Raw genomic sequence first — 24,932 nt, 5'->3', positions numbered from 1 at the left:
AACTTAAACCTAGAAGTTTTTAGAAATTCCGATGTTTACTGTTTTTCCAAAATTGAAATTAAACTCCTTATTTTTTTGTCCTTCATTATCAAAACTCCAAGTTTGATAACCAATACCTCCAATACTAAAATTTAATCCAAAACCTTTTTTCATATTAATAAAAAGAGCCGGAGTAATAGCTGTGTAAAAACCATCTCCTTTGAATTCGTTCTCTGCGTCTACTGAAGTAACAGTTCTTTTTTGATTTTGAAAACCAGCACCTAAATCAGCAAATACCGAAAAAGTTTCAGTCAAAGGAACAGAATAACGTAAAAAAGCACCCGCTTTAAAATTATTTGCTTTTCCAGTCATTTTACCTTCAATTTCAGTTCTCGAAGAACCAATCGAGAATTCTCCTCCGACAGTCCAATTATCATGAAACTGATAACCTACTTTAGGAGAAAGACCAAAATCACGGTATTTTTCATTTGATGTTAGAAAATCTCTATTTGAAGAAGTATAACCAATATTTCCTCCAACTAAAATTGTTCCCTTTTGGGCATTTGCAAAGCTAAACATAGCTAATGCAAGAATAAGTAGCATTTTTTTCATTTGTGATATTTATTAAGATTTCACATACAACAAACAATTAAAATACCAATACATAACTGTAGTTATTTTCTTAACGATTAATTAAAAACAACTCAATTTAAATAGCTTAGAAATTAAAATAACAACAAGAAATGGTTATAAAAAAAGCGCTCCGTTTGGAGCGCTCTCTGAAATTGAATATAAAACTAAAGATTAGAAGTTTTTAGAAATTCCAATACTTGCTGTTTTACCAAAGTTGAAATTAAATTTGCTTACATCTGGACCGTTGTTGTCATAATTTAATGTTTCGTATCCTAAACCTCCAATGCTAAAGTTAAGACCAAAACCTTTTTTCATGTTAATGAAAAGAGCTGGAACTACACCAATATACATTCCATCTCCTTTATATTTTGTGTAGTTTGATCCAATGTAATCTTTTTCAGTTTGATTTTGGAAACCAGCTCCTAAATCTGCGAATACTGAGAAAGTTTGGCTTAATGGCATAGTGTAACGAACAAATGCACCAAATCTAGATGTATTAGTTTTGTATTCATTTACACCTTGATCATCTTTTGAAGATGCAACTGTAAACTCACCTCCAACTGTCCAGTTTTCGTGAAATTGGTAACCTACTTTTGGAGAAAAAGCAAATTCGTTTGATTTTCTTTCAGCATTACCGTAATCTCTTGTTTCAGAAGAATAAGAGATGTTTCCACCAACTAATACTGTTCCTTTTTGTGCGTTTGCAAAACTGCAGATAGCTAAAGCAGCCATCACTAAAAATTTTTTCATGATTTGGGTTTTATTTTAATTTTAGCATTCCTTTAACAATAACGATGCCGTGAATACTGGTGCTGCTGATTTTTTTATAATCACTTTAGGAGATAAATTTTTAGCAATAGAGACTATTTCTGTTTACTTTTGTAACAAATAAAAAGTCATGTCGATAGAAGTAAACAGTATATCAAAAAGTTACGGAGAGCAAAAAGCTTTAAATGAAATTTCTTTTAAAATTGAAAAAGGGGAAATCGTGGGATTTCTTGGTCCTAACGGAGCTGGAAAATCTACTTTGATGAAAATTTTGACCACTTATTTACTTGCCGATAGTGGCTCAGCCCTTGTAAATGGTCACGATGTCATGACAAACACAAAAGAGGTGCAACGCTCAATTGGGTACTTGCCAGAGCATAATCCTTTGTATTTGGATTTGTATGTTCGTGAATATTTGGCATTTAATGCTGATGTTTATAACGTGCCAAAATCAAGAATCGAAGAGGTTATTCAACTGACAGGACTGACACCAGAAAGCCATAAAAAGATTGGGCAGCTTTCTAAAGGATATCGCCAACGCGTTGGTTTGGCAAACGCTCTACTTCATGATCCAGAAGTGTTAATTTTAGATGAACCAACTACCGGACTGGATCCGAATCAGTTAATGGAAATTCGTAACGTGATTAAAAATGCGGGGAAAAATAAAACTGTTTTTTTATCTACACATATTATGCAGGAAGTTGAAGCAATTTGCGATCGTGTCATAATTATTGATAAAGGACAAATTGTTGCAGACAATAAATTAGATCATTTAGTTACTGCAGATAAAGAGCAAATTATTGAAGTAGAGTTTGATTACAAAGTTGAAGAACAGCTTTTGGCTAGACTTGAAAACATCTCTTCTTACATTAATACGCATGACATGACATGGGAGTTGACTTTTGTTACAGATAAAGATATGCGCCCAGCTATTTTTGACTTTGCCAACGAAAATGGATTAAAAACATTACAATTGAATCAGAAAAATAAAAATCTAGAAGCTGTTTTTAGAGAAATTACTAAGTAAGTTTTCAGTCGCAGTCACGGTTTTCAGTTAGAAAAGCGGTTTGTTTTATTTAAAAACAAACCGCTTTTTTTATTTATGCACTTCTTATAATCAAGAAATTACGTTAAAATTAGAAAAATTAATTGTATTTTTATTTAGACTTATTATAAATAGTTATATATTTGGCATATCAAATTTTAAATGCCACAATATGTTACATATACTCCATACCCTTAAAAAACGTATTTCAGTTGTTTTAAATCAAGCGTTAAATCTTCAAAAAAAGTTTTCAGAAGAATTGGAACGAATTGTTCTTCAATAAATCTGATAAAAAAACAAGATTAGAATCGGTCAAATTAAAACAGCATGAAAAAAATTATAACCTCCATGATGCTTGCTTTTTCGGTATATGGATATTCACAAACAGAAGAAAAAGAAACAGATAGTATTGTTGAAACAGCTATAAATGCTTTAGATGAAATTGTGATTACTAAAAAGAAGGTGCTTTATACTCAAAAATCTGATCGTCTTGTTTTCAATGTAGAAAACAGCATCGTTTCTGAAGGCGGGACCGCGCTTGACGTCTTATCTCGTGCGCCAGGCGTTGTCGTGTCTCAGGATGGCGATTTGTCTATTCGCGGACAGCAAGGTGTTGCTGTAATGATAAACGGTAAACTGACACAGCTTTCTCAAAAAGAATTGGCGAATTATCTAAAGGCTACAACCTCTTCCAACATCAAACAAATTGAAGTAATTACCAATCCTTCTTCTAAATATGATGCAGCAGGAAAAGCAGGCATCATTAATATTATCCTCAAAAAACCAAATGCTTCGGGCTTAAAAGGCACGGCCTTTGCGAGTTATGGAAGAGGGCGAAAAAACAGAACCAATTCTGGCTTCAACTTAAATTATAATAAGGACAAATGGGGCGTTTTCGGAAATTACAGCTATACTTTTAGAGGCGAAGAAGAACATAAAAAATTCGATCAGACTCAATATACAGATCTTACGCATCAGGAAATTATATCTAAAAACCACCAAACATCAATTACAGATGAACCTTTAACTTCTAATAATTTCAAGATTGGAACACAATATGAGGTTTCTCCTAAAACAAATTTGGAATTTTATGTAGATGCCAAAATCGGTCGATATGAAAATATGGCTGATGGTACAAATACGGTATTTAATACTTCAAACCAGCCCATTTTTGATGCTTTGACTTATAACGACAGCAAAGAAAAATGGAATGATTATACGTATGCTTTTTCTGGAGTTCATAAATTTAATACAGAAGGAAAAAACATGTCTTTTGACTTTGAATACGAAACATCAAAGTTTAGATCCAATCAATTTCAAAGCGCAGATAATACCGCAAATGCGACTGTTGTAAATGATCGTCGCGGTTACATTCCTTCTCAGTTAAAAGTTTTTACTGGAAAAGTTGATTTTGTAAATCCATTCAAGGAAAAACAATCTATTGAATGGGGCTTCAAAGCCAGCATTAAAAATAATGATAATCCATCTGTTTACGAATATTATGAAAATAAGGAATGGCTTATCGATTTTAATTCAACCAATCATTTTGAATATAATGAACAAATTTACGCCGCATACGTCAACTACAAATATCAGTTAGAAAAATTAAACATTCAAGCGGGTTTAAGAAGTGAATACACCGCAATCAATATTGATCAGAAAACATTGAATGAAGAACACAAAGATGATTATTTGAAATGGTTCCCTAGTCTTTCCTTGAAGTATGAATTCACGAGTAATCATTCTGCACATGCATCATATAGCAAAAGAATCAATAGACCAAGCCAATTTGATTTGAATCCATTTCGTTTTTACGATGACTCGTTCAACTATTCACAAGGAAATCCGAATTTGATTCCAGAGATTACTCATGCCATGGAAATTGGTTATGCCTGGAAAAGCAATTTTATGGCTTCTCTTTATTTTAATAGCACCAAAGACGTTTTCACGGAAGTGTACAATTACAATCCTGACACTAACACCACCGTTACAACGCAAATAAATGTTGATAAATCATACAATTATGGAATCAATATTACCAATACCTCTGAGCTAAACAAATGGTGGTCTGTAAACACTTTATTCAATGTTTTTGAAAATAAATTTATGGGAGACATTTTAAACAGCAATACAATCGATCCTATTACGACTTTGAATGTAAGCGTGCAAAATTCTTTTGCTATAACTGAAACCCTGAAAGCGGAAGGAAATGCACAATATCAGTCCAAATCAAATCTTGGAATTTATCAGAGAGATGGCTTCTTTGATTTCAGCATTGGGATTTCAAAACAAATATTAGCCAAAAAAGGAAACATCAAACTCAATTTTACCGATGTTTTCAATACCAACAATTTTACTATTAAATCTCCAGTTGCTCAAACTACTATTGATAAAAGATATGAGTTAGATAATCGTATTGCGACAATTGCATTTACATACCGAATTTAAAATTTCGTTCTTTAAATACCTTGTTTTTTGTTTTTTTTTGTGTTAGTCAAGAGCCTGTTCCTTCAAACAGGCTCTTCTACTTTTATAAAGTTTATAATTCTGAAAGGACTTCTCGCATTTCCTCAATTACAAGTTTAACATCATCTTCTGTAGTTCTCCAATTCACAAAAGAAGCCCTAATTCCTTTTTTACCTTGATAAATCGTTGGTGTCATAAAGACTTTTCCTGTATCATTTAAAGCAGATAAAAACTGACTTACTTTTTCTTGATTGTGTTCTCCTTTCAGCGTAAAGCAGACATTATTTAAACGAATTGGTGCCAACAGCTCAAAATCATTTTCTATTAGAGCATTTCCAAAATGCAAAGCCAATGCTGTACTATTTTCGATAATATCTCTAAAGCCTTCTTTCCCATAAGCTTTAAGCGAAAACCATACAGGCAACGCACGCAAACGACGTGAATTTTCAGGAAGAACATTCAAATAATTAAAATTCTCCAGCGGATTAGCTAAATATGGTGCATTAGAATTTTGGAATGTTTCAATCTGCAGATTTATATGGTCTTTTTTAACTAAATAAAAAGCACTTTCATAAGGTACGTTCAGCCATTTATGACAATCGATAGTAATACTGTCTGCTCCTTCCCAACCTTTTACAAGATGGTTGTATTTCTCAGAAACTGCAGCAAAACCACCAAAAGCGGCATCAATGTGCCACCAGAAATTGTATTTTTCTTTTAGTTTTGAAATTACTTCAAAATCATCAAAATCGGCTGTATTTACTGTTCCTGCACTAGAAATCAAGATAAATGGTTTTCCATCTAATTTCTTTATATTTTCTTCCAAATCAACAATATCAAGAGCTTCGCGATTTCCCTCGACAGCTTTTATTGCTGTATAATTTTGACTTCCAATTCCTAAAAGCGATAGACATTTTATAGTAGAAGAATGTGGTGTTGCTGTTAGAATATTAATTGGTTCTGAAATTCCGTTTTTAGCAAAATCTTTTCCAAACTGCTTCCCAAACCATTGTCTAGCAACGCCAAGAGAAGTAAAATTTGACATTGTAGCACCAGTAACGAATCCGCCTAAAAACGAATCAGGGAGTTCTAATAATTGCAATAATAAATTGATGGTTTCAAACTCTATTAATGCCGATGCTCCTCCTTGTGCCTTTACAGCTTGAGTATTCTGATCATACACAGTCGCTAGCCAATCGCCTACAATAGACGCAGGTGTTGAGCCGCCAGTAACAAATCCCCAATATCTCGGCCCTGGCGAAGAAACCATCAATGGAGCCAATCTTTCATTAAATTCCTTTAAAGCTTCGATAGATCCTAAACCTAATTCGTTTAGCTCCGTTTTAGGATCTATTGAGTAGGTATTAGACGTTGGAATATTTTCGATATTATTCAGAAAATCAATTCCGTGCTGTTTTGTTTTTTCTAAGATATTCTCAAAATTATTGAGATCATGCTGTAATTTTGAATTCATAAGTTTGTTGTATTAGTTATGTCGCGCAGATTGCGCGGATAAGGAAGATTAATAAAAATTTTGATTGTTTTAAAGAATAGCTACCACTTCGTCTTTTCAGAGAATCTCGAAACCATCATCGAACAGATTACATCTCCGTTTGCATTTAATAAAGTAGCAATTGGGTCAACCAATGTCCCTAAGATCATGGCGACTGGCAAAGCTTGTTCCATTGGAAAACCATAAACGGTAATGGCTAAGATTTCTCCAATATAACCTCCGTTTGGAATTCCTCCTTCGACAATTGAAACTACCACTGTAATCCCGAGTGCTAAAAGAATCGTCATCGGATCTGAAAAATCTTTACCAAACATGGCAAACAAAAAAGTTATTTTTAAAATCGATGACATACTCGATCCATCTTTATGCAAAGGTGCTCCAAGCGGAATTACCAAATTCCGGACGTGAGCCGGAATTCCCATTTTTTCTGCTGCTGCTAAATTGGCTGGAATAGTCGCAATACTGCTGCAAGTTCCTACTGCTGTTAATGACGGTGCTATATTATTACTCCAGAAAACTTTAAAAGCTCTTTTCTCACCAGAGACAAAAGCATATAAGCTAAAGAACACAAAGAAATAGAAAACACAAGCTGCATAATAAACTGCCATCGGTTTTGCATAAACTCCCAACAATTGCGGTCCAAAAACTCCAACTTGGTAAGCAAAATAAGCTCCTAAACCAATTGGTGCAAATTTCATTATAATGTTCAAAAGCTGTTTCATTACCTCGTTTCCTGAATCTAGAAAACTTTTGAAAGCATTTCCTTTTTCTCCTGACTGTAAAGTGGCAAAACCGACTAAAAAGGAGAAAATAATCAAGGCCAGCATGCTTTTTCGAGATAATAATTCAAAGAAATCATTTGCTGTAAGCAGTTTTGCAATCTGATCTCCTGCTGATCCTGATGCTACTTCTTCAAACGGAACTTTAGCAATAGCGATATCTTCATGAATTGGAAAAAGATAAACGGCGCAAATCATTACAATTGCCGAAATCAAAATTGTAGCCAGAAAAACCAATAACATTATGACAAAAAGTTTTCCCAATTTTTCTGTTCTTTCCAGATTGGCTACCGAAGAACCGATCGTAAAAAAGATAAGCGGAATAATGGCTGTAAAAAGTAAATTCAGGAATATATCACCAAGAGGCTTTATGATCAAAACTTTCTCTCCGAAAACCAATCCAAAAATACTTCCAATTATAATTCCGCCAAGAAGCCATAAAATGCTGCTGTAACTCTGTAAAAAATTGATTTTCTTAACTTCCATAATGATACTAGGGTTTAGAATTCAGCAACCTTTATTTTTTAACACATAGAAACATAGTTCTCTTTGTCTATAAAGGCGTTTCAATTATTTAAACAAACATAGCTATGTGTGAAAAATGTATTTTTCTTTTAATTCTTCTCAACTAAAATTAAGAAAAATCTATGTTTCTATGTGTTTAAAATTTCAACTACTTCTCCAGAACAATAGTTGTAAAAGCTCTATCAACCAACTCGCCGGTTTTGCTTTTTACTTTTTCAGTTTGTGTTTCTGTATAGACAATCTTAAAATCTGATTTTTTGATCAACTCCTGCGCTTTTTCCGTACTATACAATTCAAAATCGAATTGCGTAAATGGCAGTTTTTTCATAAAATCTTCTTCTGCAAATGTCAAACAGAAATTTCCATTTGGTTTTAAAACTCTGTAAATCTCTGAAAGCAATTCTTCGGGTTTCTGCCAAAAATAGATTGTATTTACAGTAAATATTTTATCGAATAATCCATCCTCAAACGGAATTGTATTCCCATCATAAAGAGAAAAGAAAGCTTGTTTTTGAGAAACAAAATTTCGGTTGATCTGGCGCGCTTCCTGAAACATCAGTTCCGACATTTCCAGTCCGTAGTATTTAATTTTTTCTGCTTGTTCGAATAGAAATTCTACGTGCCCAGCGTTTCCGTGACCTAATTCTAGAATTCTATTTTCTTTGGAAATATTCAGATTTTGAATCGAATGTTTGGTCATATTGATGTTCGTTTCGTTCATCATATTGGCCATTTCGATTCCTTTTTCTCCTGTTGGATGTTTTAATTGAGATGCTATGGCTTGTAGTTCTTCTTGTTTCATGACTCGAAAATTTAAACTTCTAAATTAAACAAAATCCTTCAGCAATTTGTTATTACTAGGCTCGCATCCCAACTATCGCTCGTGTCCTCGCTCCTCGGAATGACAAACATGACTCGAAAAAACTTTGTCAAAGTTTAAAACTTTGACAAAGTTCCTCGCAAAGATCTTAAAAAACCTGACTTGCAATCTGGCGGATATTCTCAGATTTACCCATTGAATAATAGTGTAAAAACGGAACTCCAGCGGCTTTTAATTCTAATGATTGCTGAATCGCCCATTCGATTCCGACTTGTTTGATTTCAGCGTTATTTTTGCATTTGTCCACAGCATCAATTAAATCTTCTGGCAAATCGATTCTGAAAATCTGTGGTAAAACTTGTAAATGTCTTTGAACAGCGATTGGTTTAATTCCAGGAATAATCGGAATTGTGATTCCCATTTCTCTTGCTTTTTCTACAAAGGCAAAATATTTTGAGTTGTCAAAAAACATTTGTGTTACCACATAATCTGCTCCTGCATCAACTTTTTCTTTTAATCTTTTTAAATCTGATTGTAAAGATGGTGATTCTAAATGTTTTTCTGGATAACCCGCAACTCCAATGCAGAAATCGGCTTTATTATCAGCATCCATAACTTCGTGAAGATATTTTCCGCAGTTCAAATCGTTGATTTGTTTTACCAAATCAATTGCATAATGATTACCACCTGCTTTAGGCACAAAAGATTGTTCGTCTTTCATTGCGTCACCTCGAAGCGCCATTACATTATTGATTCCCAAATAATGACAGTCAACCAGCATATACTCAGTTTCTTCTTTAGTGAAACCACCACAAAGCAAATGCGGAACAGTGTCAACATTGTATTTATGTTTTATAGAAGCGCAAATTCCAAGCGTTCCCGGACGCATACGAGTCAATTTTTTATCCAAAAGTCCGTTACCTTTATCAATGTAAATATACTCCTCACGTGAAGTCGTTACATCAATAAACGGCGGATTAAACTCCATCAACGGATCAATATTATCGTATAATTCCTGAATGCTTTTACCCTTTTGAGGCGGAATAATTTCAAATGAGAATAATGTTTTTCCTTTGGCGTTTTCTATATGTTCTGTTACTTTCATTTTTTATTTTTTGTTTCAAGTTTCAGGTTTCAAGTTTCAAGTTGCTGTAAGAACTTGAAACTTGAAACCTGAAACAAAAATAACTTTTCGTTAATCTGCTATATTAGGGTTTAACCATTTCATTGCGTAATCAAGCGGTACATTTCGGCGTTTGGCGTAATCTGTGACCTGATCTTCTTTTATTTTTCCGAGGCCGAAATAACGGCTTTTTGGATTTCCGAAATAATATCCTGAAACCGATGAAGCTGGCCACATTGCCATACTTTCTGTTAGCTTCACTCCAATTTGTTTTTCAACATCTAAAAGCTTCCAGATTGTTGGTTTTTCTAAGTGATCTGGACAAGCCGGATAACCAGGAGCTGGACGAATTCCTTTATAATTTTCTTTAATCAATTCTTCGTTGGTTAAAGATTCTTCGCTATCATAACCCCAGAAATCTTTACGCACTCTCTCGTGAAGATATTCGGCAAAAGCCTCAGCAAAACGATCGGCAAGTGCTTTCACCATAATCGAATTGTAATCGTCTAAATTCTTTTCATATTCCGCAGCCCATTCGTCTACACCAAAACCTGTTGTTACGCAAAAAGCTCCAATGTAATCTTCTATTCCGCTTTCTTTTGGCAGAATAAAATCGGCTAAAGCGATATTTGGAGCACCTTTTGTTTTTTGCGACTGCTGACGAAGCGTTAAGAATTTCTCCAAAACTTTTCCGTTTTCATCACGCAATTCAATATCATCGTCATTAACCTGATTCGCAGGAAAAATTCCGTAAATACCTTTTGCTTTTAGTTTTTTCTCTTCCAAAATCACTTTCAGCATTGCCTGAGCATCGTTAAAAACAGATGTCGCTTGTTCACCCACAACCTCATCCGTTAAAATTGCAGGATATTTCCCGTACAATTCCCAAGTCTGGAAAAACGGCGTCCAGTCGATATACGGAACCAAAACATCTAATTCTATTTCAATGGTTTGTGCACCAATTACTTTTGGTTTCGTCGGAGTATATTCCGACCAATCCAATGGTAATTTATTTTTGCGAGCATCTTCAATCGTTAAGAAATTCTTGTCTCTCGAACGATTTAAAAACGTTTCTCTAAACGAATCATATTCTGCACGAATATCTGCCGCATATATTTTTCGGTTATGATCTAACAGATTTCCTGCAACGGTAACAGCTCTTGAAGCATCGTTAACGTGAATTACAGTTTCTCTGTATTGAGGCGCAATTTTCACGGCTGTATGCGCACGCGAAGTCGTTGCCCCACCAATCATAATCGGGATTTTAATATCTTGTTTGTCTAATTCTTTGGCTAAATAAACCATTTCATCAAGCGAAGGCGTGATCAATCCGCTTAATCCAATAATATCAACTTCATGTTCAATCGCCGCTGCAATGATTTTTTCCGGAGGCACCATAACACCAAGATCGACAATCTCGTAATTGTTACAAGCCAAAACCACTGAAACGATATTTTTACCAATGTCGTGAACATCACCTTTTACAGTTGCCATTAGGATTTTTCCGTTTCCTTGTTTGTCTCCCGCTTGTTTGCTCGCTTCAATAAAAGGCAATAAATAAGCAACGGCTTTTTTCATTACACGAGCCGATTTTACAACCTGAGGCAAGAACATTTTTCCGCTTCCGAATAAATCTCCAACCACATTCATTCCCGTCATCAAATTAATTTCGATAACCTCAATTGGTTTTGTTGCTGCCAAACGTGCTTCTTCAACATCTTCTTCAATAAAAGCGTCAATTCCTTTTACCAATGAATGTGTAATACGCTCCTGAACCGTTCCAAAACGCCATTCCTGAACCACTTTTTCATCGCTCTTTGCTTCGCCCTTTACATTTTCTGCAAAATCCAAAAGTCGTTCTGTCGCATCGTCGCGTCTATCTAAAATTACGTCTTCAACGTGTTCTAATAAATCTTTCGGAATATCATCGTAAATCGTCAACATTTCCGGATTTACGATTCCCATCGTCATTCCGTTTTTAATTGCGTGGTATAAAAATACCGAGTGCATCGCTTCACGAACCGTATCGTTTCCTCTAAAAGAAAACGAAACGTTGCTCACACCACCGCTTATATGTGCATGAGGAAGATTCTCGCGAACCCATTTTGTTCCTCTAAAGAAGTCCAAAGCGTTTAATCTATGCTCTTCCATTCCCGTTGCAACCGGGAAAATATTCAAATCGAAAATAATATCCTGCGGAGGAAATCCTACTTTGTTCACCAAAATATCATACGAACGCTGACAAATCTCCACACGACGATCGTAATTATCAGCTTGACCAACTTCGTCAAAAGCCATAATAATTGCCGCTGCTCCGTAACGTTTAATTAATTTAGCATGGTGAATAAAAGCTTCTTCGCCTTCTTTTAACGAAATCGAGTTAACAACGCTTTTTCCTTGTACTACTTTCAGACCGGCTTCGATGATTTCCCATTTCGAACTGTCGATCATAATTGGCACTCTCGAAATATCTGGTTCTGCCGCAATTAAATTCAAAAATTTAGTCATCGCAGTAACACCGTCAAGCATTCCTTCATCCATATTAATATCGATGATTTGTGCTCCACCTTCTACCTGCTGTCTTGCAATATCAAGCGCCTCGTCATATTTCTCTTCCTTGATTAATCTCAAGAATTTTCTTGAACCTGTTACGTTTGTACGCTCACCAACATTCACGAAAACACTTTCGGGCGTAATAATCAACGGTTCTAATCCTGATAATACAAGGTCTCTTCTTTTTTCTGTCATTTCTTTTTAAGTTACTAAGATCCTGAGATTCTAAGGTTCTAAGTTTTTTATTCTATTTTCTTTCCTGCGAGGTTTTTAAAACCTTGTAGGCATTTATGTTTATTATTTTGGGCGTGTCCTTCGGCCGGGCTATCCGTTACAAGTCCTCGACCAATTCCGTTTCACTGCATTGTTCTGCGGGCTTTTCACTTCTATCCCTCACGCGAGTAAGGTTGCATTTTTATAATGTTAAACAGTAATATTTTTATCTCAATTACTTACTATAGAGAAATTTCGTTTAATGATCGAAGTAACTCTTTTATATTATTTTTTGCTGAAACTTCATTAGCTAATCGGAGTCTCTTTGTCCCAATAAGAGCATCTGATATTTTAGCGCTACCCGATTGTTTAATGTTCTTACTAAATTTTAATTCATTTTTGTTATACAACTTATATTCTATTGCAGTTTTGACTGTAAAAGTCGCACCAAAAAAAGGCTGATCAACAGAAATTAAATTAATTTCAAGAACCCAATCCTCATTATTTGTAATAGAATCTATTTTAGAAAACACTTCCGACTCAATAACAGATTTTTTAAATGCCTCTCCAAAATTTTCATTAGAAATCTTAGACGTCCATAATGGATTTGTTTTTTTTCCACCTGTAACAGATCTAATGAAAATCTTATCTCCAATTTTCTTTTCCGCTTTATAATCTTTAACTGTCATTCCTTCAATGGTCGCTGACGAAGCGCATTGTGCAAGTAAAGTTGAAAGAAGAACTAATAAAACCAGATATTTAAATTTCATATAATATTTCAAAAAATTAAACTATACTGTTACCGGTGCAACTCTCGGTTTATAATCCTTTGCAACCTCAGCCATTAATCGAATATGATCTGGAGTTGTTCCGCAACAACCTCCGATGATATTAATTAAATTATCCTCTAAATATTCTTTGATGAAGGCCTGTGTCTGTTCTGGCGTTTCATCATATTGTCCGAAAGCATTTGGCAGTCCTGCATTTGGATGTGCAGAAACATTAAAACTTGTGTTGTGCGCTAATGTCTTTAAATACGGTTTCAGCAAATCGGCTCCAAGGGCGCAATTGAAACCTACACTCAATAACGGAATATGCGAAACTGAAATCAAAAATGCCTCTACAGTTTGTCCAGAAAGTGTTCTTCCTGAAGCATCGGTAATTGTTCCTGAAACCATGATTGGAATATCAAGATTGCGTTCTTCTTTTACTTCTTCGATTGCAAAAAGTGCTGCTTTTGCATTTAATGTATCGAAAATTGTTTCTACTAAAAGCAAATCACATCCACCATCTATTAACGCCTCAGCTTGCTGTTTGTATGCAATTCGTAAATCGTCAAACGTTACGGCTCTGTAACCTGGATCGTTTACGTCTGGCGACATACTTGCTGTACGGTTTGTCGGTCCAATTGACCCCGCTACGAAACGTGGTTTTTCCGGATTTTTTGCGGTAAACTCATCGGCAACCTCGCGTGCGAGTTTTGCCGATTCGTAGTTTAATTCATAAACCAAATCTTCCATGTGATAATCAGCCATACCGATTGTCGTTCCTGAAAAAGTGTTGGTTTCTACGATGTCAGCACCAGCTTCATAATACGCGGCGTGTACATCGCGAATCGCTTGTGGTTGTGTTAGGGATAGTAAATCGTTGTTTCCTTTTAACGGATGCGGAAAATCTTTGAAACGCTCTCCTCTAAAATCTTCTTCCGAGAAATTATAGCGTTGCAACATCGTTCCCATTGCTCCATCAAGGATTAGGATATTTTTTTTTATTGCTTCTTGAATTGTTATTGCCATGTTTTTTTGTTTTAGCTGCTAAGACGCTAAGGTTCTAAGATGCTAAGTTTTTTTATTATGATTGTGAAGTTTAAACCTATCGGTTTTTACTTCGGATATTTTTTCACATTAATTCCAAAAGTGCACTATTGCTGGCTCATTAGCCCCGATTGAAGTGGAAATCATTTTGCTTTTTTCTTTAAAAAACAAAATGATTGCAACGAAAAGCGGGAACTATTGACTGCAAAAATGCCCCAATGATTCGCTCCTGATACAGAATCTGTTTCAGTAAATATTGTATGTTGTCTGGAAAAGTTTTGAGAAATACGAGTATGTATTTGTGTTATCTATCTTTAATACTGGAAAATTAGTAAAAAGTAGAATTTAGCACCTTCTTTATGATAAAGGGTTGCTAAGGTTTCATCGGGTCTATCCCTCCGCCTTTCGTGATAACTGACAATAATTTTAAGAACAGTGCAAAGGTATGAAATAGGGTTTCGATTTGCAAATGTTTTTTTTCTAAGGTTCTGAGGTACTTAGGTGCTAAGGTTCTTAGGTTTTATCTTTTGCTTGATTTAGCTCCGGAGGAGCATAATATTTATAGAAAACAATTTACACAACGCAACAGCTCCAGCGGAGCGACATATATTTCGCTCCGCTGGAGCTTTTGCAAACGAATAATTTATTTTCTATAAATATGTCATCCCTCTGGAATTATTCATAGTAATTAAAAAAGCCCAAACTTTAAAAAGTTTGGGCTTTACAATATTTAAAAACCTTAACGCCTTAGTCCCTTAGAACCTCGGCACCTCAGATTAAACAATCGCTTTTACAACTGCTTTTGGTGCTTCTTTACGAGTTCCATCAAAACCATCTACACCTGAAACTGTTGTATATTTTAATACATATTTTTTACCTGGGTTGATGATTGAATACGCAGCTTGGCACATTAAAGTTGCTTCGTGGAAACCGCAAAGGATCAACTTTAATTTTCCTGGGTATGTATTTACGTCTCCAATTGCGAAGATTCCCGGAATGTTAGTTTGGTAATCTAATGCGTTGTTTACTTTAATTGCATTTTTCTCGATTTCTAATCCCCAGTCTCCAATTGGACCTAATTTTGGTGTTAATCCGAAAAGTGGGATGAAATAGTCACATTCGATTTTACGGTGTGCTCCGTTTTCTTCAATATCCAAAGATTCTACGTGTTCAGCACCATTGATTCCGATAACTTCTGCCGGAGTGATTAATTTGATTTTTCCAGCTGATTTTAATTCCTGTACTTTTTCTACAGAATCTAAAGCTCCTCTGAATTCGTTTCTTCTGTGGATTAAAGTTACTTCTGAAGCTACATTTGCTAAGAAGATGCTCCAGTCCAAAGCTGAATCTCCTCCTCCTGCAATAACAACTCTTTTATCTCTGAATTTCTCAGGATTTTTAATGAAGTATTTTACTCCTTTATCTTCATAAAACTCGATATCTTCGATAAGTGGTTTACGAGGCTCAAAACTTCCTAAACCTCCTGCGATTGCAATAACTGGTGCATGAAATTTAGTTCCTTTGTTTGATGTTACAATGAAAGTTCCGTCTTCTTGCTTTTCAACTGTTTCAGCACGTTCTCCTAAAGTAAATCCTGGCTCAAATTGTTTGATTTGCTCCATTAGTCCGTCAACTAAATCTCCAGCTAATACTTCTGGGAATCCAGGAATATCATAAATTGGTTTTTTTGGATATAACTCTGATAGCTGTCCTCCTGGTTGTGGAAGAGCATCTAAAATGTGGCATTTTAATTTTAACAATCCTGCCTCAAATACGGCAAATAAACCTGTTGGGCCTGCTCCAATTATAAGTATATCTGTTTTAATCATTATGTTGTTGTTTATAATCATTCTTAATAACGCAAAGAAACGAATAAATCCTTGTACTTTCAATGATTTTTATCATTAATTTCTTTCCGAAACCTTTTTACTCTTTATTTTTTAATGAAGAGGTAATCTCATTCATTCTTTTAACCTTTTCTTCAAAATTGCCTTTTAGCGTTTTTCGATATTCATTCAGATTTTCAACCATTTGGTTAATATCTTCCGGAATTACTTCTTCAAAAAACTCCCTTAACCTTTTAGCCGTTGTTGGTGATTTTCCGTTTGTTGAAATGGCAATTTTTACATTTCCTTTTGTTACGATTCCACCTAAATAATAATCACATAAATCTGGCGTATCAGCAATATTGCAAATCAGATAACGTTTTCTTGCTAAATCGTAAACCTTTTTATTTACTTTCAAATCGTCTGTACAGGCAATTACCATGTGACGTTTTTTGAGCATTTTCTTTTTGAACTTTTTTTCCGTCAATTTAATTGAAGGATGTTTTTCTGCTAAAACCTTAATTTCTAAATGAAAATCAGGTGCAACTACCTCAACATTAGCATTCGGACTTGATTTTAGCAAGAAAGAAAGCTTTTCCAGACCTACATTTCCTCCACCTACAATCAAGACATTTAAATTGTGAAGCTTTAGAAATATTGGATATAATTCGTTTTGTTCCATTTTAATTTAATTTCATCTAAACAAAATTAGATGATTTACCAACGAATTGTTCCAAACGGAACATATAATTCTAATGAATGGTTTCTTTTGATAGAAATTCTTCGTAAAAACCTTTTAATTTGTTGCTTTCTCGGACAACTTCGCCTAAAACGATAATTGCTGGTGAACCTAATTTCTTTTCTTTTACAACTTCTAAAATCGAATCAACAGTTCCTACGCCTACTTTTTCTTCTGCTGTTGTTCCGTTTTGGATGATTGCAACGGGTAAATTTCCTTTGTCTTCTTTTTGAAACAAATCGATGATTTGAGGCAATTTGTGCATTCCCATCAAAATCACAACAGTTGCAGAAGATTGTGCTGCCAAAGCTACATCTGAAGATAATTTTCTGTCAGAAGTTGTTCCGGTAATCGCCCAAAAGCTTTCCGAAACGCCTCTTTTAGTAATTGAAATCCCCTGACTTGCAGGAACGGCAACTACCGATGAAATTCCGGGAACTACGATGGTTTCTATTCCGAAACTCTCTGCGAATTCTACTTCTTCTCCACCTCTTCCGAAAATAAAAGGATCTCCTCCTTTTAATCGAACTACATTTCCGTAAGTCAAAGCATTATCTACAATCAGCTGATTGATTTGATCCTGAGTGTAAGCATGATTTCCGATTCTTTTTCCAACAAAAATCCTAATAGCATTTTTTGGTGCGTAATCCAGAATTTCTTCATTAGCCAAAGCGTCGTATAAAACCACATTAGCTTCAGCCAATGCTTTTACAGCTTTCAGCGTCAGTAAATCGGGATCGCCCGGACCTGCACCGACTAAAGTTATTTTGGGTTTTATATTATGCATTTGCTAATTCCTGTGCTCTGAAAGTTTCGATTTTATCAAAGAAAACAGTCGCTTGTGCAATGTAATCTTTAGCAAAAGCTTCAGATGGTTCATTTTTATTGATTTGGTAAACCAAATCTTTAAAAGTTGAGTTTAATTCTATTTTATTAGTGTCGATAAAAACAGTGTCAAACAAATCTACAATTCCTGCGTGGTGGTTTGTTTTTTGGTTTTCTGCCAATAACAATGCTTTTGCACCGTTTACAAATCCTGCATATGCATGGTAAATTGCATCTGACCATTTTTTCTCGTCGAAAGACTCCTGAGCCAAAATCAATTTTTCTTTAGCTTCAAACAATAATGTCGCTACTAAATCGATCACCACTCCGGCACATTCTCCAACTCCAACTGCTTTTACGTAATTGTCTGCATTACCCCAATCCACGAAATCGGCTTCTGTTAAATTGGTTACATCTGCGAAAGGTTTTAAGATTTCGTAGAAATATTTTTCTCCTTTTGTATCATAATAATCAAGGAATTTTTGTCCGCTTCCGTTAGCATCAAAATCATTTAAAATGGTACGCAACGCATCTGGACCTCTACGACTCGGTACTTTGATTACTTTATCAGCAAAACGTCCTGCTCCATTACCTAATCTTCCTCCACCCAATAAAACTTGTAAAGCCGGAGCAACCAATTTTCCTGAGTTGATAGACATTCCTTGGAATCCAATTGCAGACATATTGTGTTGTCCGCAGGCATTCATACAGCCTGAAATTTTAATTTCGATTTCGCGGTTGTTTAAATACTGAGGATATTCAGCACTTAAAACTCTTTCTAATTCTTCTGCAATACCGGTACTACTTGCAATCCCCAAGTTGCAAGTATCAGTACCCGGACATGCCGTAATATCTCCAACTGAATTATATCCTAATTGAACAAAGTCAAGTTTGGCTAATTCTTGATAAAAGAAAGGAAGATTCTCTTCTTTTATGTGACGTATTACAATATTTTGACGCAATGAAAAACGTAATTCATTTGCTCCGTAATTTTTAATTAAAGCGGCCAATAATCTTGCTTTATCAGTATAAAAATCTCCTAATAGAACTTTAATTCCAATAGCATAATAACCGTCTTGTTTCTGTTTGATAACATTCGATTTTTTCCATGCTTCATAAGCTTCTGTATCTTCGATTGTAACTTGCGGAACTTCTAATACTGGTTCTGGAATTGGACCATCAAAAGCGGTTGTATCAATTTCGTATGTTTCAAAAGCGATCGCTTTTTTCTCTTTTTCAACCAAATCAAGGAAAACATCTTTCCCCATTTCTTTGATTAAGAATTTCATACGAGCTTTCATTCTTTTAGCACGTTCTCCGTATCTATCAAAAATACGGATGATCCCTTCTGCTGTTGGAATGATTTCGTTTACTGGAACAAACTCTGAAAGCAATTCTGCATGTGCTGGCTGAGATCCTAAACCTCCTCCAAACATGATTTTGAATCCGCGTTGTCCGTCTTTAATTTTCGGAATAAATCCTAAATCGTGTAAGTAACTCAAAGCTGTATCTTCGTCTGAAGACGAGAACGAAATTTTGAATTTACGTCCCATTTCCTGACAGATTGGGTTTCTCAACAAATATTGAAAAAGTCCGTGTGCATAAGGCGAAACATCAAATGGTTCGTTTACATCAACTCCAGCCAATTCGCTTCCTGTAATATTTCTAACGGTGTTTCCACAAGCTTCACGAAGTGTGATATCGTCTTTAGCCAAATCTGCCCAAAGTTCTGGCGTTCTGTCTAAACTCACGTAGTGAATCTGGATATCCTGACGCGTTGTAATATGCAGACGTCCTGTAGAATATTCATCAGAAACTTGTGTGATACGCACTAATTGCTCGCTGGTTACTTTACCATAAGGCAATTTGATACGAATCATCTGAACTCCTTCCTGACGCTGACCGTAGATTCCACGCGCTAAACGAAGACTACGAAAACGCTCATCATCAATTTTTCCTCCACGGAATAAGTGAATCTTTTTTTCTAATTCGATAATCTCCTTCTGAACTACCGGATTTTCTATTTCTGTTCTAAAACTTTCCATTTCTCTTTAGTTGTTGGTTGTCAGTTGTTGGTTGTTGGTTTGCTGGCAGATAACTATCAACCAAAAACCATCAACTATCAACTAGCGAATGAATCCTACTCCTGCTGTTGTGTTTGTTGCTGTATCAATTAAGATGAAAGCTCCGTTTGATTTGTTTTCGTTGTATGAATCAAAATATAACGGTTTGCTTAATTTGATCGTTACTTCTCCAATTTCGTTAATAGCTAATTGTGAAGCTTCTGTCGTTCCAGAGTAATCTGTAGCAATTGTGTTTTTAATGCTTTCTACTTTTGCTAAAACTCTGTTTGTATTGTGCTGTACCAAATATTTAGTTCCTGGAACCAGTTTTTTACTGTCCATCCAGCAAACTGTTGTCGTAATGTCTTTTTCAATTTTTGGAAGCTCATCTGATTTTACAATCATATCGCCTCTTGTTACATTGATATCATTTTCTAATTCGATTGTAATTGAAGAACCAGCTGTAGCTTCGTCAAATGTTTTATCGAAAAAATGAATTTTTGATACTTTTGATTCTGTTAAAGAAGGAAGAACTGTTACAGCATCTCCAACTTTAATTGAGTTTCCGTATAATTTTCCAGCATAACCTCTAAAATCGTGGTATTCTTCTGTTTTCGGACGAATAACTGTCTGAACTGGGAAACGTGCTTTTCCTGCTTCGTAAACATCAGAAGCATGTAATCCTTCTAAATGTTCCAAAACCGTTTGTCCATCGTACCAAGGCATGTTTTCTGATTTGTCAACAACGTTTCCGCCGTTGATTGCGCTTAACGGAATGTAGCTTACGTTTTGTTCTTTGAAAGTACTTTTTGCATTCAAAGCTTCAAAATCGGCTTTGATTTTATTGAAAACTTCTTCTGAGTAATCTACTAAGTCCATTTTGTTGATGGCAACGATTACTTCTTTTACTCTCAATAAATTATTGATGAAAAAGTGACGGTAAGTCTGCTCGATAACTCCTTTTCTGGCATCAATCAAAATGATAGAAACCTGAGAAGTCGAAGCTCCTGTAACCATGTTTCTTGTATATTCTACGTGACCAGGAGTATCGGCAATAATGTAACTTTTCTTTGCAGTCGAAAAATAAATGTGTGCAACATCAATCGTGATTCCTTGTTCTCTTTCTGCCACTAAACCATCAGTTGCCAAAGAAAAATCAAGGTAATCGTATCCTTTTTGTTTACTGCTTTTTTCGATTGCTTCTATTTTGTCAGTCGTCAATGATTTTGTATCGTACAACAATCTCCCGATCAAAGTACTTTTTCCGTCATCTACACTTCCTGCTGTTGCTATTTTTAAAACGTCCATCTTATATATTGTTTCAGGTTTAAAGTTTCAGGTTTCACGTTCTTTCGAAACTTATAAATCTGTATGTTTTTGTTTTTTTGATTCTACTTTTTAATTATCAATTGTTAATTATTAATTATCAATTAAAAATAACCTTGTTGTTTTCTTTTCTCCATTGCAGCTTCAGAACGTTTGTCATCGATTCTGGCTCCTCTTTCAGAAATAGTTGATGATCTGATTTCGCCTACAACTTCTTCGATTGTTGCTGCATAAGATTCAACAGCTGCTGTACAACTCATATCTCCAACGGTTCTGAAGCGAACAATTCGTTCTTCGATTTGTTCGTCTTCTTCTTGGTACACAAAAGGAGAATGCGACCAGATTAAACCGTCTCTCAAAAAAACTTTTCTTTTATGTGAGAAATAGATTGACGGAATCTCGATTTTTTCTTTCTCGATATAGCTCCAAACATCTAATTCTGTCCAGTTTGAAATTGGGAAAACACGAACGTTTTGTCCGTTTTCTATTTTTCCATTCAAGATATCAAACAATTCAGGTCTCTGATTTTTTTCATCCCATTGTCCGAAATCATCACGAACAGAGAAAATACGTTCTTTAGCTCTTGCTTTTTCTTCATCACGACGTGCACCACCAATACAAGCATCAAACTTAAATTCTTCAATTGCATCTAAAAGTGTTGTAGTCTGCAAGCTGTTTCTACTAGAATATTTCCCAGTTTCTTCCACCACTTTTCCTTCATCAATAGCATCCTGAACATTACGTACGATTAGCTCTAAACCTAATTCTTCTACCAATTTATCTCTGAAAGCAATCGTCTCAGGGAAATTGTGTCCCGTATCAACGTGCAAAAGAGGAAACGGAATCTTAGCAGGGAAAAATGCTTTTTGCGCCAAACGCACTAATGTAATAGAATCTTTTCCTCCTGAGAAAAGTAAAACCGGTTTGTCAAACTGTGAAATTACTTCTCTGAAAATGTATATCGCTTCACTCTCTAAAGCGTTTGTTTTTAATACTGAACTCATTGTTTTTTTGTTTGATATTTTTGTTGTGAAAATTTTGTTTCAGGTTTAAAGTTTCAAGTTCCCTGATCTAAAAATCTCCACTCTTTATTCTATAATCTATTTTCTATCCTCTAAAAAAGTCTTGCCTTTTGCTTCTTTCTTCTAAAAAGTCTACTCTTTCTTAGCACTGTGAAGCCCACACTCTTTATGGCTTGATTCCCACCACCATCTTCCGGCTCTGATATCTTCACCTGGAAAAATCGCTCTCGTACACGGCGCGCATCCAATACTTACGAAACCTTGTTTGTGTAAAACATTTTGAGGAACATTATTTTCCGAAAGATACGTTTCAACTTCTTCTAAAGTCCATTTTAGTAACGGATTGAATTTGATGATTTCGAAATTTCCGTCGTATTCAAACAAACTTAAATCATGTCTGTTCTCCGATTGTTCAGCTCTTAAACCTGTTATCCAAACCGAATTTCCTGCCAAAGCTTTTCGTAACGGAACTACTTTTCGAATAAAACAGCATTCTTTTCTATTTTCAACCGAATCGTAAAAGCTGTTTGGTCCTTTTGTTTTCAGAAGATTTTCTACCGCTGTTGCTTCAGGAAAATACACTTCGATTGGTCTTTTATATTTTTTTAATGTTTTGTGAAAAACATCATACGTTTCCTGAAACAATCTTCCTGTATCTAAAGTAAACACCGTAATATCTGTGTCACTTTTTGCAATAAAATCGGTAATTACCTGATCTTCCTGACCAAAAGATGTTGAGAAAATTACTTTTCCTGGAAACTCTTTTGCTAAAAAAACTAAGGTTTCGTCAAGCGAAAAATCTTTAGTTTTCTCTAATAATTCTTGTACAATAATCGCACTCATAATCTCTCCTTTCTAAAATTATCTTTTACAATAATTTAGATAATGTTTTTAAACTCAATATTATAATTAGAACACCAACCGCAACCATCATTGGTTTTCTTTTGATTCTATTTACCAAATAAGCTGCTATTGGCGCTGAAATAACTCCTCCTAAAATCAATCCGATAATTATCTGCCAGCCGTGAATTCCACCAAAAAGCATGAAAGTAATTCCGCTTGCAAATGAAATCGCAAACTCAGCCGCATTTACAGACCCAATGGTATATTTCGGGTTTCTTCCTCTTCCTAATAACGTTGAAGTCACAATTGGCCCCCAACCGCCTCCTCCAACAGAATCCATAAAACCACCAAACACTGCCAAAACTCCTAATTTCTTAGTTTTCTTTTTTACAACACTTTTTCTAAGAGCCTTTCTGATAATTACAACTGCCAGAACAATCATGTAAACCGCAATAAATGGTTTAATAATATCTCCGTCAATAACATCTGATAATAAATAAGCTCCTGTAATTGATCCTAAAACTCCTGGAATCAATAAATGTTTAACCAATTTTTTATTGATGTTTCCAAAGCGGTGGTGCGAAAGCGCCGATGCTCCTGTGGTAAACATCTCTGAAACGTGAACTGCCGTACTGCTCAAAACTGGCGAAACTCCATAAGCCAATAAAAATGATGTAGAAGTAGCTCCATACCCCATTCCTAAAGCGCCATCTACTAATTGTGCAAAAATACCAATTAAGAAAAACGCTAAAAGATTTTCATCAAATCCCTGAACAAAACCATCCCACGAAAATTCGGCGTGATGATTATAAATTAATGTAACTGCCAAACCTAACAACAAAACAACAGGTATTACAACCCACAATTTTTCCTTTAATAAAGAATCAGACTTTACTATAGCGTTGTTTAACTTAAGTTCATTTTCCATATTTTAAGAATTGTTTTTTTACTCTTAAAAATCCATTACCCTATCGGCTTAGTAGATTACTTTGCAAAAGTACTATATATTTCGAAATATCAAAACAATATATTTACTTTTTTACATTAGCTATAGTCTTATAAACCAAGTTAAAAGAGATTTAAAAAGGAATTAGTGATTATTTTAACAAATTAAATGCCGTCTCTTGTTATTTTAACAACACGCTTCAATTTTGTGATCCGCAAAAATACATATTTAATCTCTACAAAATCTATAGGATAATTATAAAATTGTTATTATTTTAGCGGCAAATATTTTTTCATGGATTTTCAGATCGGTCTTGTAATTGCAGGTTTAGCAGTTGGTTTTATTGTCGGATTAACAGGTGTTGGTGGAGGCTCATTAATGACTCCTATTTTATTATATTTTAATATTCCGCCAACAACCGCAGTAGGAACCGATTTATTGTACGCTGCGTTTACTAAAGCAGGTGGTGTTTTTGTTCACAATAAAAAAGGCAATATCAACTGGAAAATTACGGGCTGGCTCACTCTTGGCAGTGTTCCCGCTTCTTTAATCACATTATGGATTTTAAACAGTATTAAAACTGATATTGAAACTATAAATGGCGTTATTAAATATAGTTTAGGCTGGGCTTTATTGTTTACTTCGGTAGCGATTATATTCAAAAAGAAACTTTTAGTTTTTTCTCAAAAACATGCTGGAGATAAATTTCATAGCGAAAGTACCACTCAAAATATGCTTACGATTGCAATTGGAGTTTTACTAGGCGCAACTGTAACTCTAACCTCCATTGGAGCAGGAGCTTTAGGAACAGTAACTTTATTTTTCCTTTATCCGCTTTTACCAACTCCTCGTTTAGTAGGAACTGAAATTGCGCACGCTGTCCCATTAACTCTAGTTGCAGGTCTTGGGCATGCTTCTATGGGAAATTTAGATTTAGGTTTATTGGGTCAATTATTAATGGGATCGCTTCCTGGAATCTATATGGGAAGTATGCTAAGCGGAAAAGTGCCTGATCAGTTTCTTAGAAATGCAATCGCAGTAATGCTTTTCTTAGCTGGGTATAAATTGATTTTCTAATACATCATATATAGAAAAAGACCATTTCAAATTC

Annotated in this window: 20 protein-coding genes and 1 riboswitch; of the genes, 3 read left to right on the top strand and 17 right to left on the bottom strand. The window is 35.0% G+C overall.

What is annotated here, in order from left to right; genetic code table 11:
* Positions 1-9 precede the first annotated feature (9 nt).
* Together OZP10_RS11495 and OZP10_RS11490 are read right to left on the bottom strand one after the other, a co-directional pair.
* Positions 10-591: an outer membrane beta-barrel protein gene (locus tag OZP10_RS11495; protein ID WP_281634741.1), complete on the bottom strand. Its 582-nt coding sequence runs from the start codon at positions 589-591 to the stop codon at positions 10-12.
* Positions 592-783: 192 nt separating this feature from the next.
* The gene (locus OZP10_RS11490) at positions 784-1,362 is read right to left on the bottom strand and encodes an outer membrane beta-barrel protein (protein WP_281634740.1); all 579 of its coding nucleotides are present in this window, start codon (positions 1,360-1,362) and stop codon (positions 784-786) included.
* A gap of 148 nt (positions 1,363-1,510) precedes the next feature.
* Between OZP10_RS11490 and gldA the strand changes: the two genes are divergently transcribed.
* Together gldA and OZP10_RS11480 are read left to right on the top strand one after the other, a co-directional pair.
* Complete coding sequence (gene gldA / locus OZP10_RS11485; RefSeq protein ID WP_281634739.1) at positions 1,511-2,407, top strand: gliding motility-associated ABC transporter ATP-binding subunit GldA; 897 nt, start codon at positions 1,511-1,513, stop codon at positions 2,405-2,407.
* 345 nt (positions 2,408-2,752) lie between these two features.
* Positions 2,753-4,873 carry an outer membrane beta-barrel family protein gene (locus tag OZP10_RS11480; RefSeq protein ID WP_281634738.1) on the top strand — a complete coding sequence of 707 codons (2,121 nt, stop codon included), beginning with the start codon at positions 2,753-2,755 and terminating at the stop codon, positions 4,871-4,873.
* Between the two features lie 91 nt (positions 4,874-4,964).
* On the opposite strand, the gene OZP10_RS11475 is transcribed toward OZP10_RS11480, so the two are convergent.
* The 15 genes from OZP10_RS11475 to OZP10_RS11405 all read right to left on the bottom strand — a co-directional run bounded on the left by OZP10_RS11475 (position 4,965) and on the right by OZP10_RS11405 (position 23,803).
* A complete protein-coding gene (locus OZP10_RS11475; RefSeq protein ID WP_281634737.1) occupies positions 4,965-6,365 on the bottom strand; it encodes a pyridoxal phosphate-dependent decarboxylase family protein in 1,401 nt (466 codons plus the stop codon).
* Positions 6,366-6,445: 80 nt separating this feature from the next.
* Positions 6,446-7,669 carry a dicarboxylate/amino acid:cation symporter gene (locus OZP10_RS11470; protein WP_281634736.1) on the bottom strand — a complete coding sequence of 408 codons (1,224 nt, stop codon included), beginning with the start codon at positions 7,667-7,669 and terminating at the stop codon, positions 6,446-6,448.
* Between the two features lie 187 nt (positions 7,670-7,856).
* Positions 7,857-8,510 (bottom strand): class I SAM-dependent methyltransferase, encoded by a 654-nt coding sequence (locus OZP10_RS11465; protein WP_281634735.1) that lies wholly within the window; start codon positions 8,508-8,510, stop codon positions 7,857-7,859.
* A 166-nt stretch (positions 8,511-8,676) separates the two neighbouring features.
* A complete protein-coding gene (gene metF, locus OZP10_RS11460) occupies positions 8,677-9,633 on the bottom strand; it encodes a methylenetetrahydrofolate reductase [NAD(P)H] (RefSeq protein WP_281634734.1) in 957 nt (318 codons plus the stop codon).
* Positions 9,634-9,723: 90 nt separating this feature from the next.
* Positions 9,724-12,399: a methionine synthase gene (metH, locus tag OZP10_RS11455; RefSeq protein ID WP_281634733.1), complete on the bottom strand. Its 2,676-nt coding sequence runs from the start codon at positions 12,397-12,399 to the stop codon at positions 9,724-9,726.
* A 260-nt stretch (positions 12,400-12,659) separates the two neighbouring features.
* On the bottom strand, positions 12,660-13,187 hold the full coding sequence (locus tag OZP10_RS11450; RefSeq protein WP_281634732.1) for a hypothetical protein: 528 nt from the start codon (positions 13,185-13,187) through the stop codon (positions 12,660-12,662).
* A gap of 21 nt (positions 13,188-13,208) precedes the next feature.
* Entirely contained in the window at positions 13,209-14,213 is a 1,005-nt protein-coding gene (locus tag OZP10_RS11445) for a homocysteine S-methyltransferase family protein (protein WP_281634731.1), read from the bottom strand.
* A 319-nt stretch (positions 14,214-14,532) separates the two neighbouring features.
* Positions 14,533-14,648: riboswitch (SAM riboswitch) on the bottom strand.
* Positions 14,649-15,007: 359 nt separating this feature from the next.
* Complete coding sequence (locus tag OZP10_RS11440; protein WP_073412897.1) at positions 15,008-16,060, bottom strand: NAD(P)/FAD-dependent oxidoreductase; 1,053 nt, start codon at positions 16,058-16,060, stop codon at positions 15,008-15,010.
* Between the two features lie 97 nt (positions 16,061-16,157).
* Positions 16,158-16,739: a precorrin-2 dehydrogenase/sirohydrochlorin ferrochelatase family protein gene (locus OZP10_RS11435; RefSeq protein ID WP_091493804.1), complete on the bottom strand. Its 582-nt coding sequence runs from the start codon at positions 16,737-16,739 to the stop codon at positions 16,158-16,160.
* A 70-nt stretch (positions 16,740-16,809) separates the two neighbouring features.
* On the bottom strand, positions 16,810-17,583 hold the full coding sequence (gene cobA / locus OZP10_RS11430; protein ID WP_281634730.1) for a uroporphyrinogen-III C-methyltransferase: 774 nt from the start codon (positions 17,581-17,583) through the stop codon (positions 16,810-16,812).
* A complete protein-coding gene (locus OZP10_RS11425) occupies positions 17,576-19,666 on the bottom strand; it encodes a HEPN domain-containing protein (RefSeq protein WP_281634729.1) in 2,091 nt (696 codons plus the stop codon). Before OZP10_RS11425 ends, cobA begins: the two co-directional genes overlap by 8 nt.
* 81 nt (positions 19,667-19,747) lie before the next feature.
* The gene (locus OZP10_RS11420; RefSeq protein ID WP_281634728.1) at positions 19,748-20,992 is read right to left on the bottom strand and encodes a sulfate adenylyltransferase subunit 1; all 1,245 of its coding nucleotides are present in this window, start codon (positions 20,990-20,992) and stop codon (positions 19,748-19,750) included.
* A gap of 122 nt (positions 20,993-21,114) precedes the next feature.
* Positions 21,115-22,014 carry a sulfate adenylyltransferase subunit CysD gene (gene cysD / locus OZP10_RS11415; protein WP_008466601.1) on the bottom strand — a complete coding sequence of 300 codons (900 nt, stop codon included), beginning with the start codon at positions 22,012-22,014 and terminating at the stop codon, positions 21,115-21,117.
* A 150-nt stretch (positions 22,015-22,164) separates the two neighbouring features.
* Complete coding sequence (locus tag OZP10_RS11410) at positions 22,165-22,875, bottom strand: phosphoadenylyl-sulfate reductase (protein WP_281634727.1); 711 nt, start codon at positions 22,873-22,875, stop codon at positions 22,165-22,167.
* Positions 22,876-22,900: 25 nt separating this feature from the next.
* Positions 22,901-23,803, bottom strand: a complete 903-nt coding sequence (locus tag OZP10_RS11405) for a sulfite exporter TauE/SafE family protein (protein WP_281634726.1) — start codon at positions 23,801-23,803, stop codon at positions 22,901-22,903.
* Positions 23,804-24,115: 312 nt separating this feature from the next.
* On the opposite strand from OZP10_RS11405, the gene OZP10_RS11400 reads away from it, so the two are divergent.
* A complete protein-coding gene (locus OZP10_RS11400; protein WP_281634725.1) occupies positions 24,116-24,898 on the top strand; it encodes a sulfite exporter TauE/SafE family protein in 783 nt (260 codons plus the stop codon).
* The last annotated feature ends 34 nt before the right edge of the window (positions 24,899-24,932 follow it).

It is taken from the genome of Flavobacterium luteolum (assembly GCF_027111275.1).
GTDB lineage: Bacteria > Bacteroidota > Bacteroidia > Flavobacteriales > Flavobacteriaceae > Flavobacterium > Flavobacterium luteolum.
The sequence above is the reverse complement of the archived record's forward strand: the minus strand, read 5'-3'. Positions and strand labels throughout refer to the sequence as shown.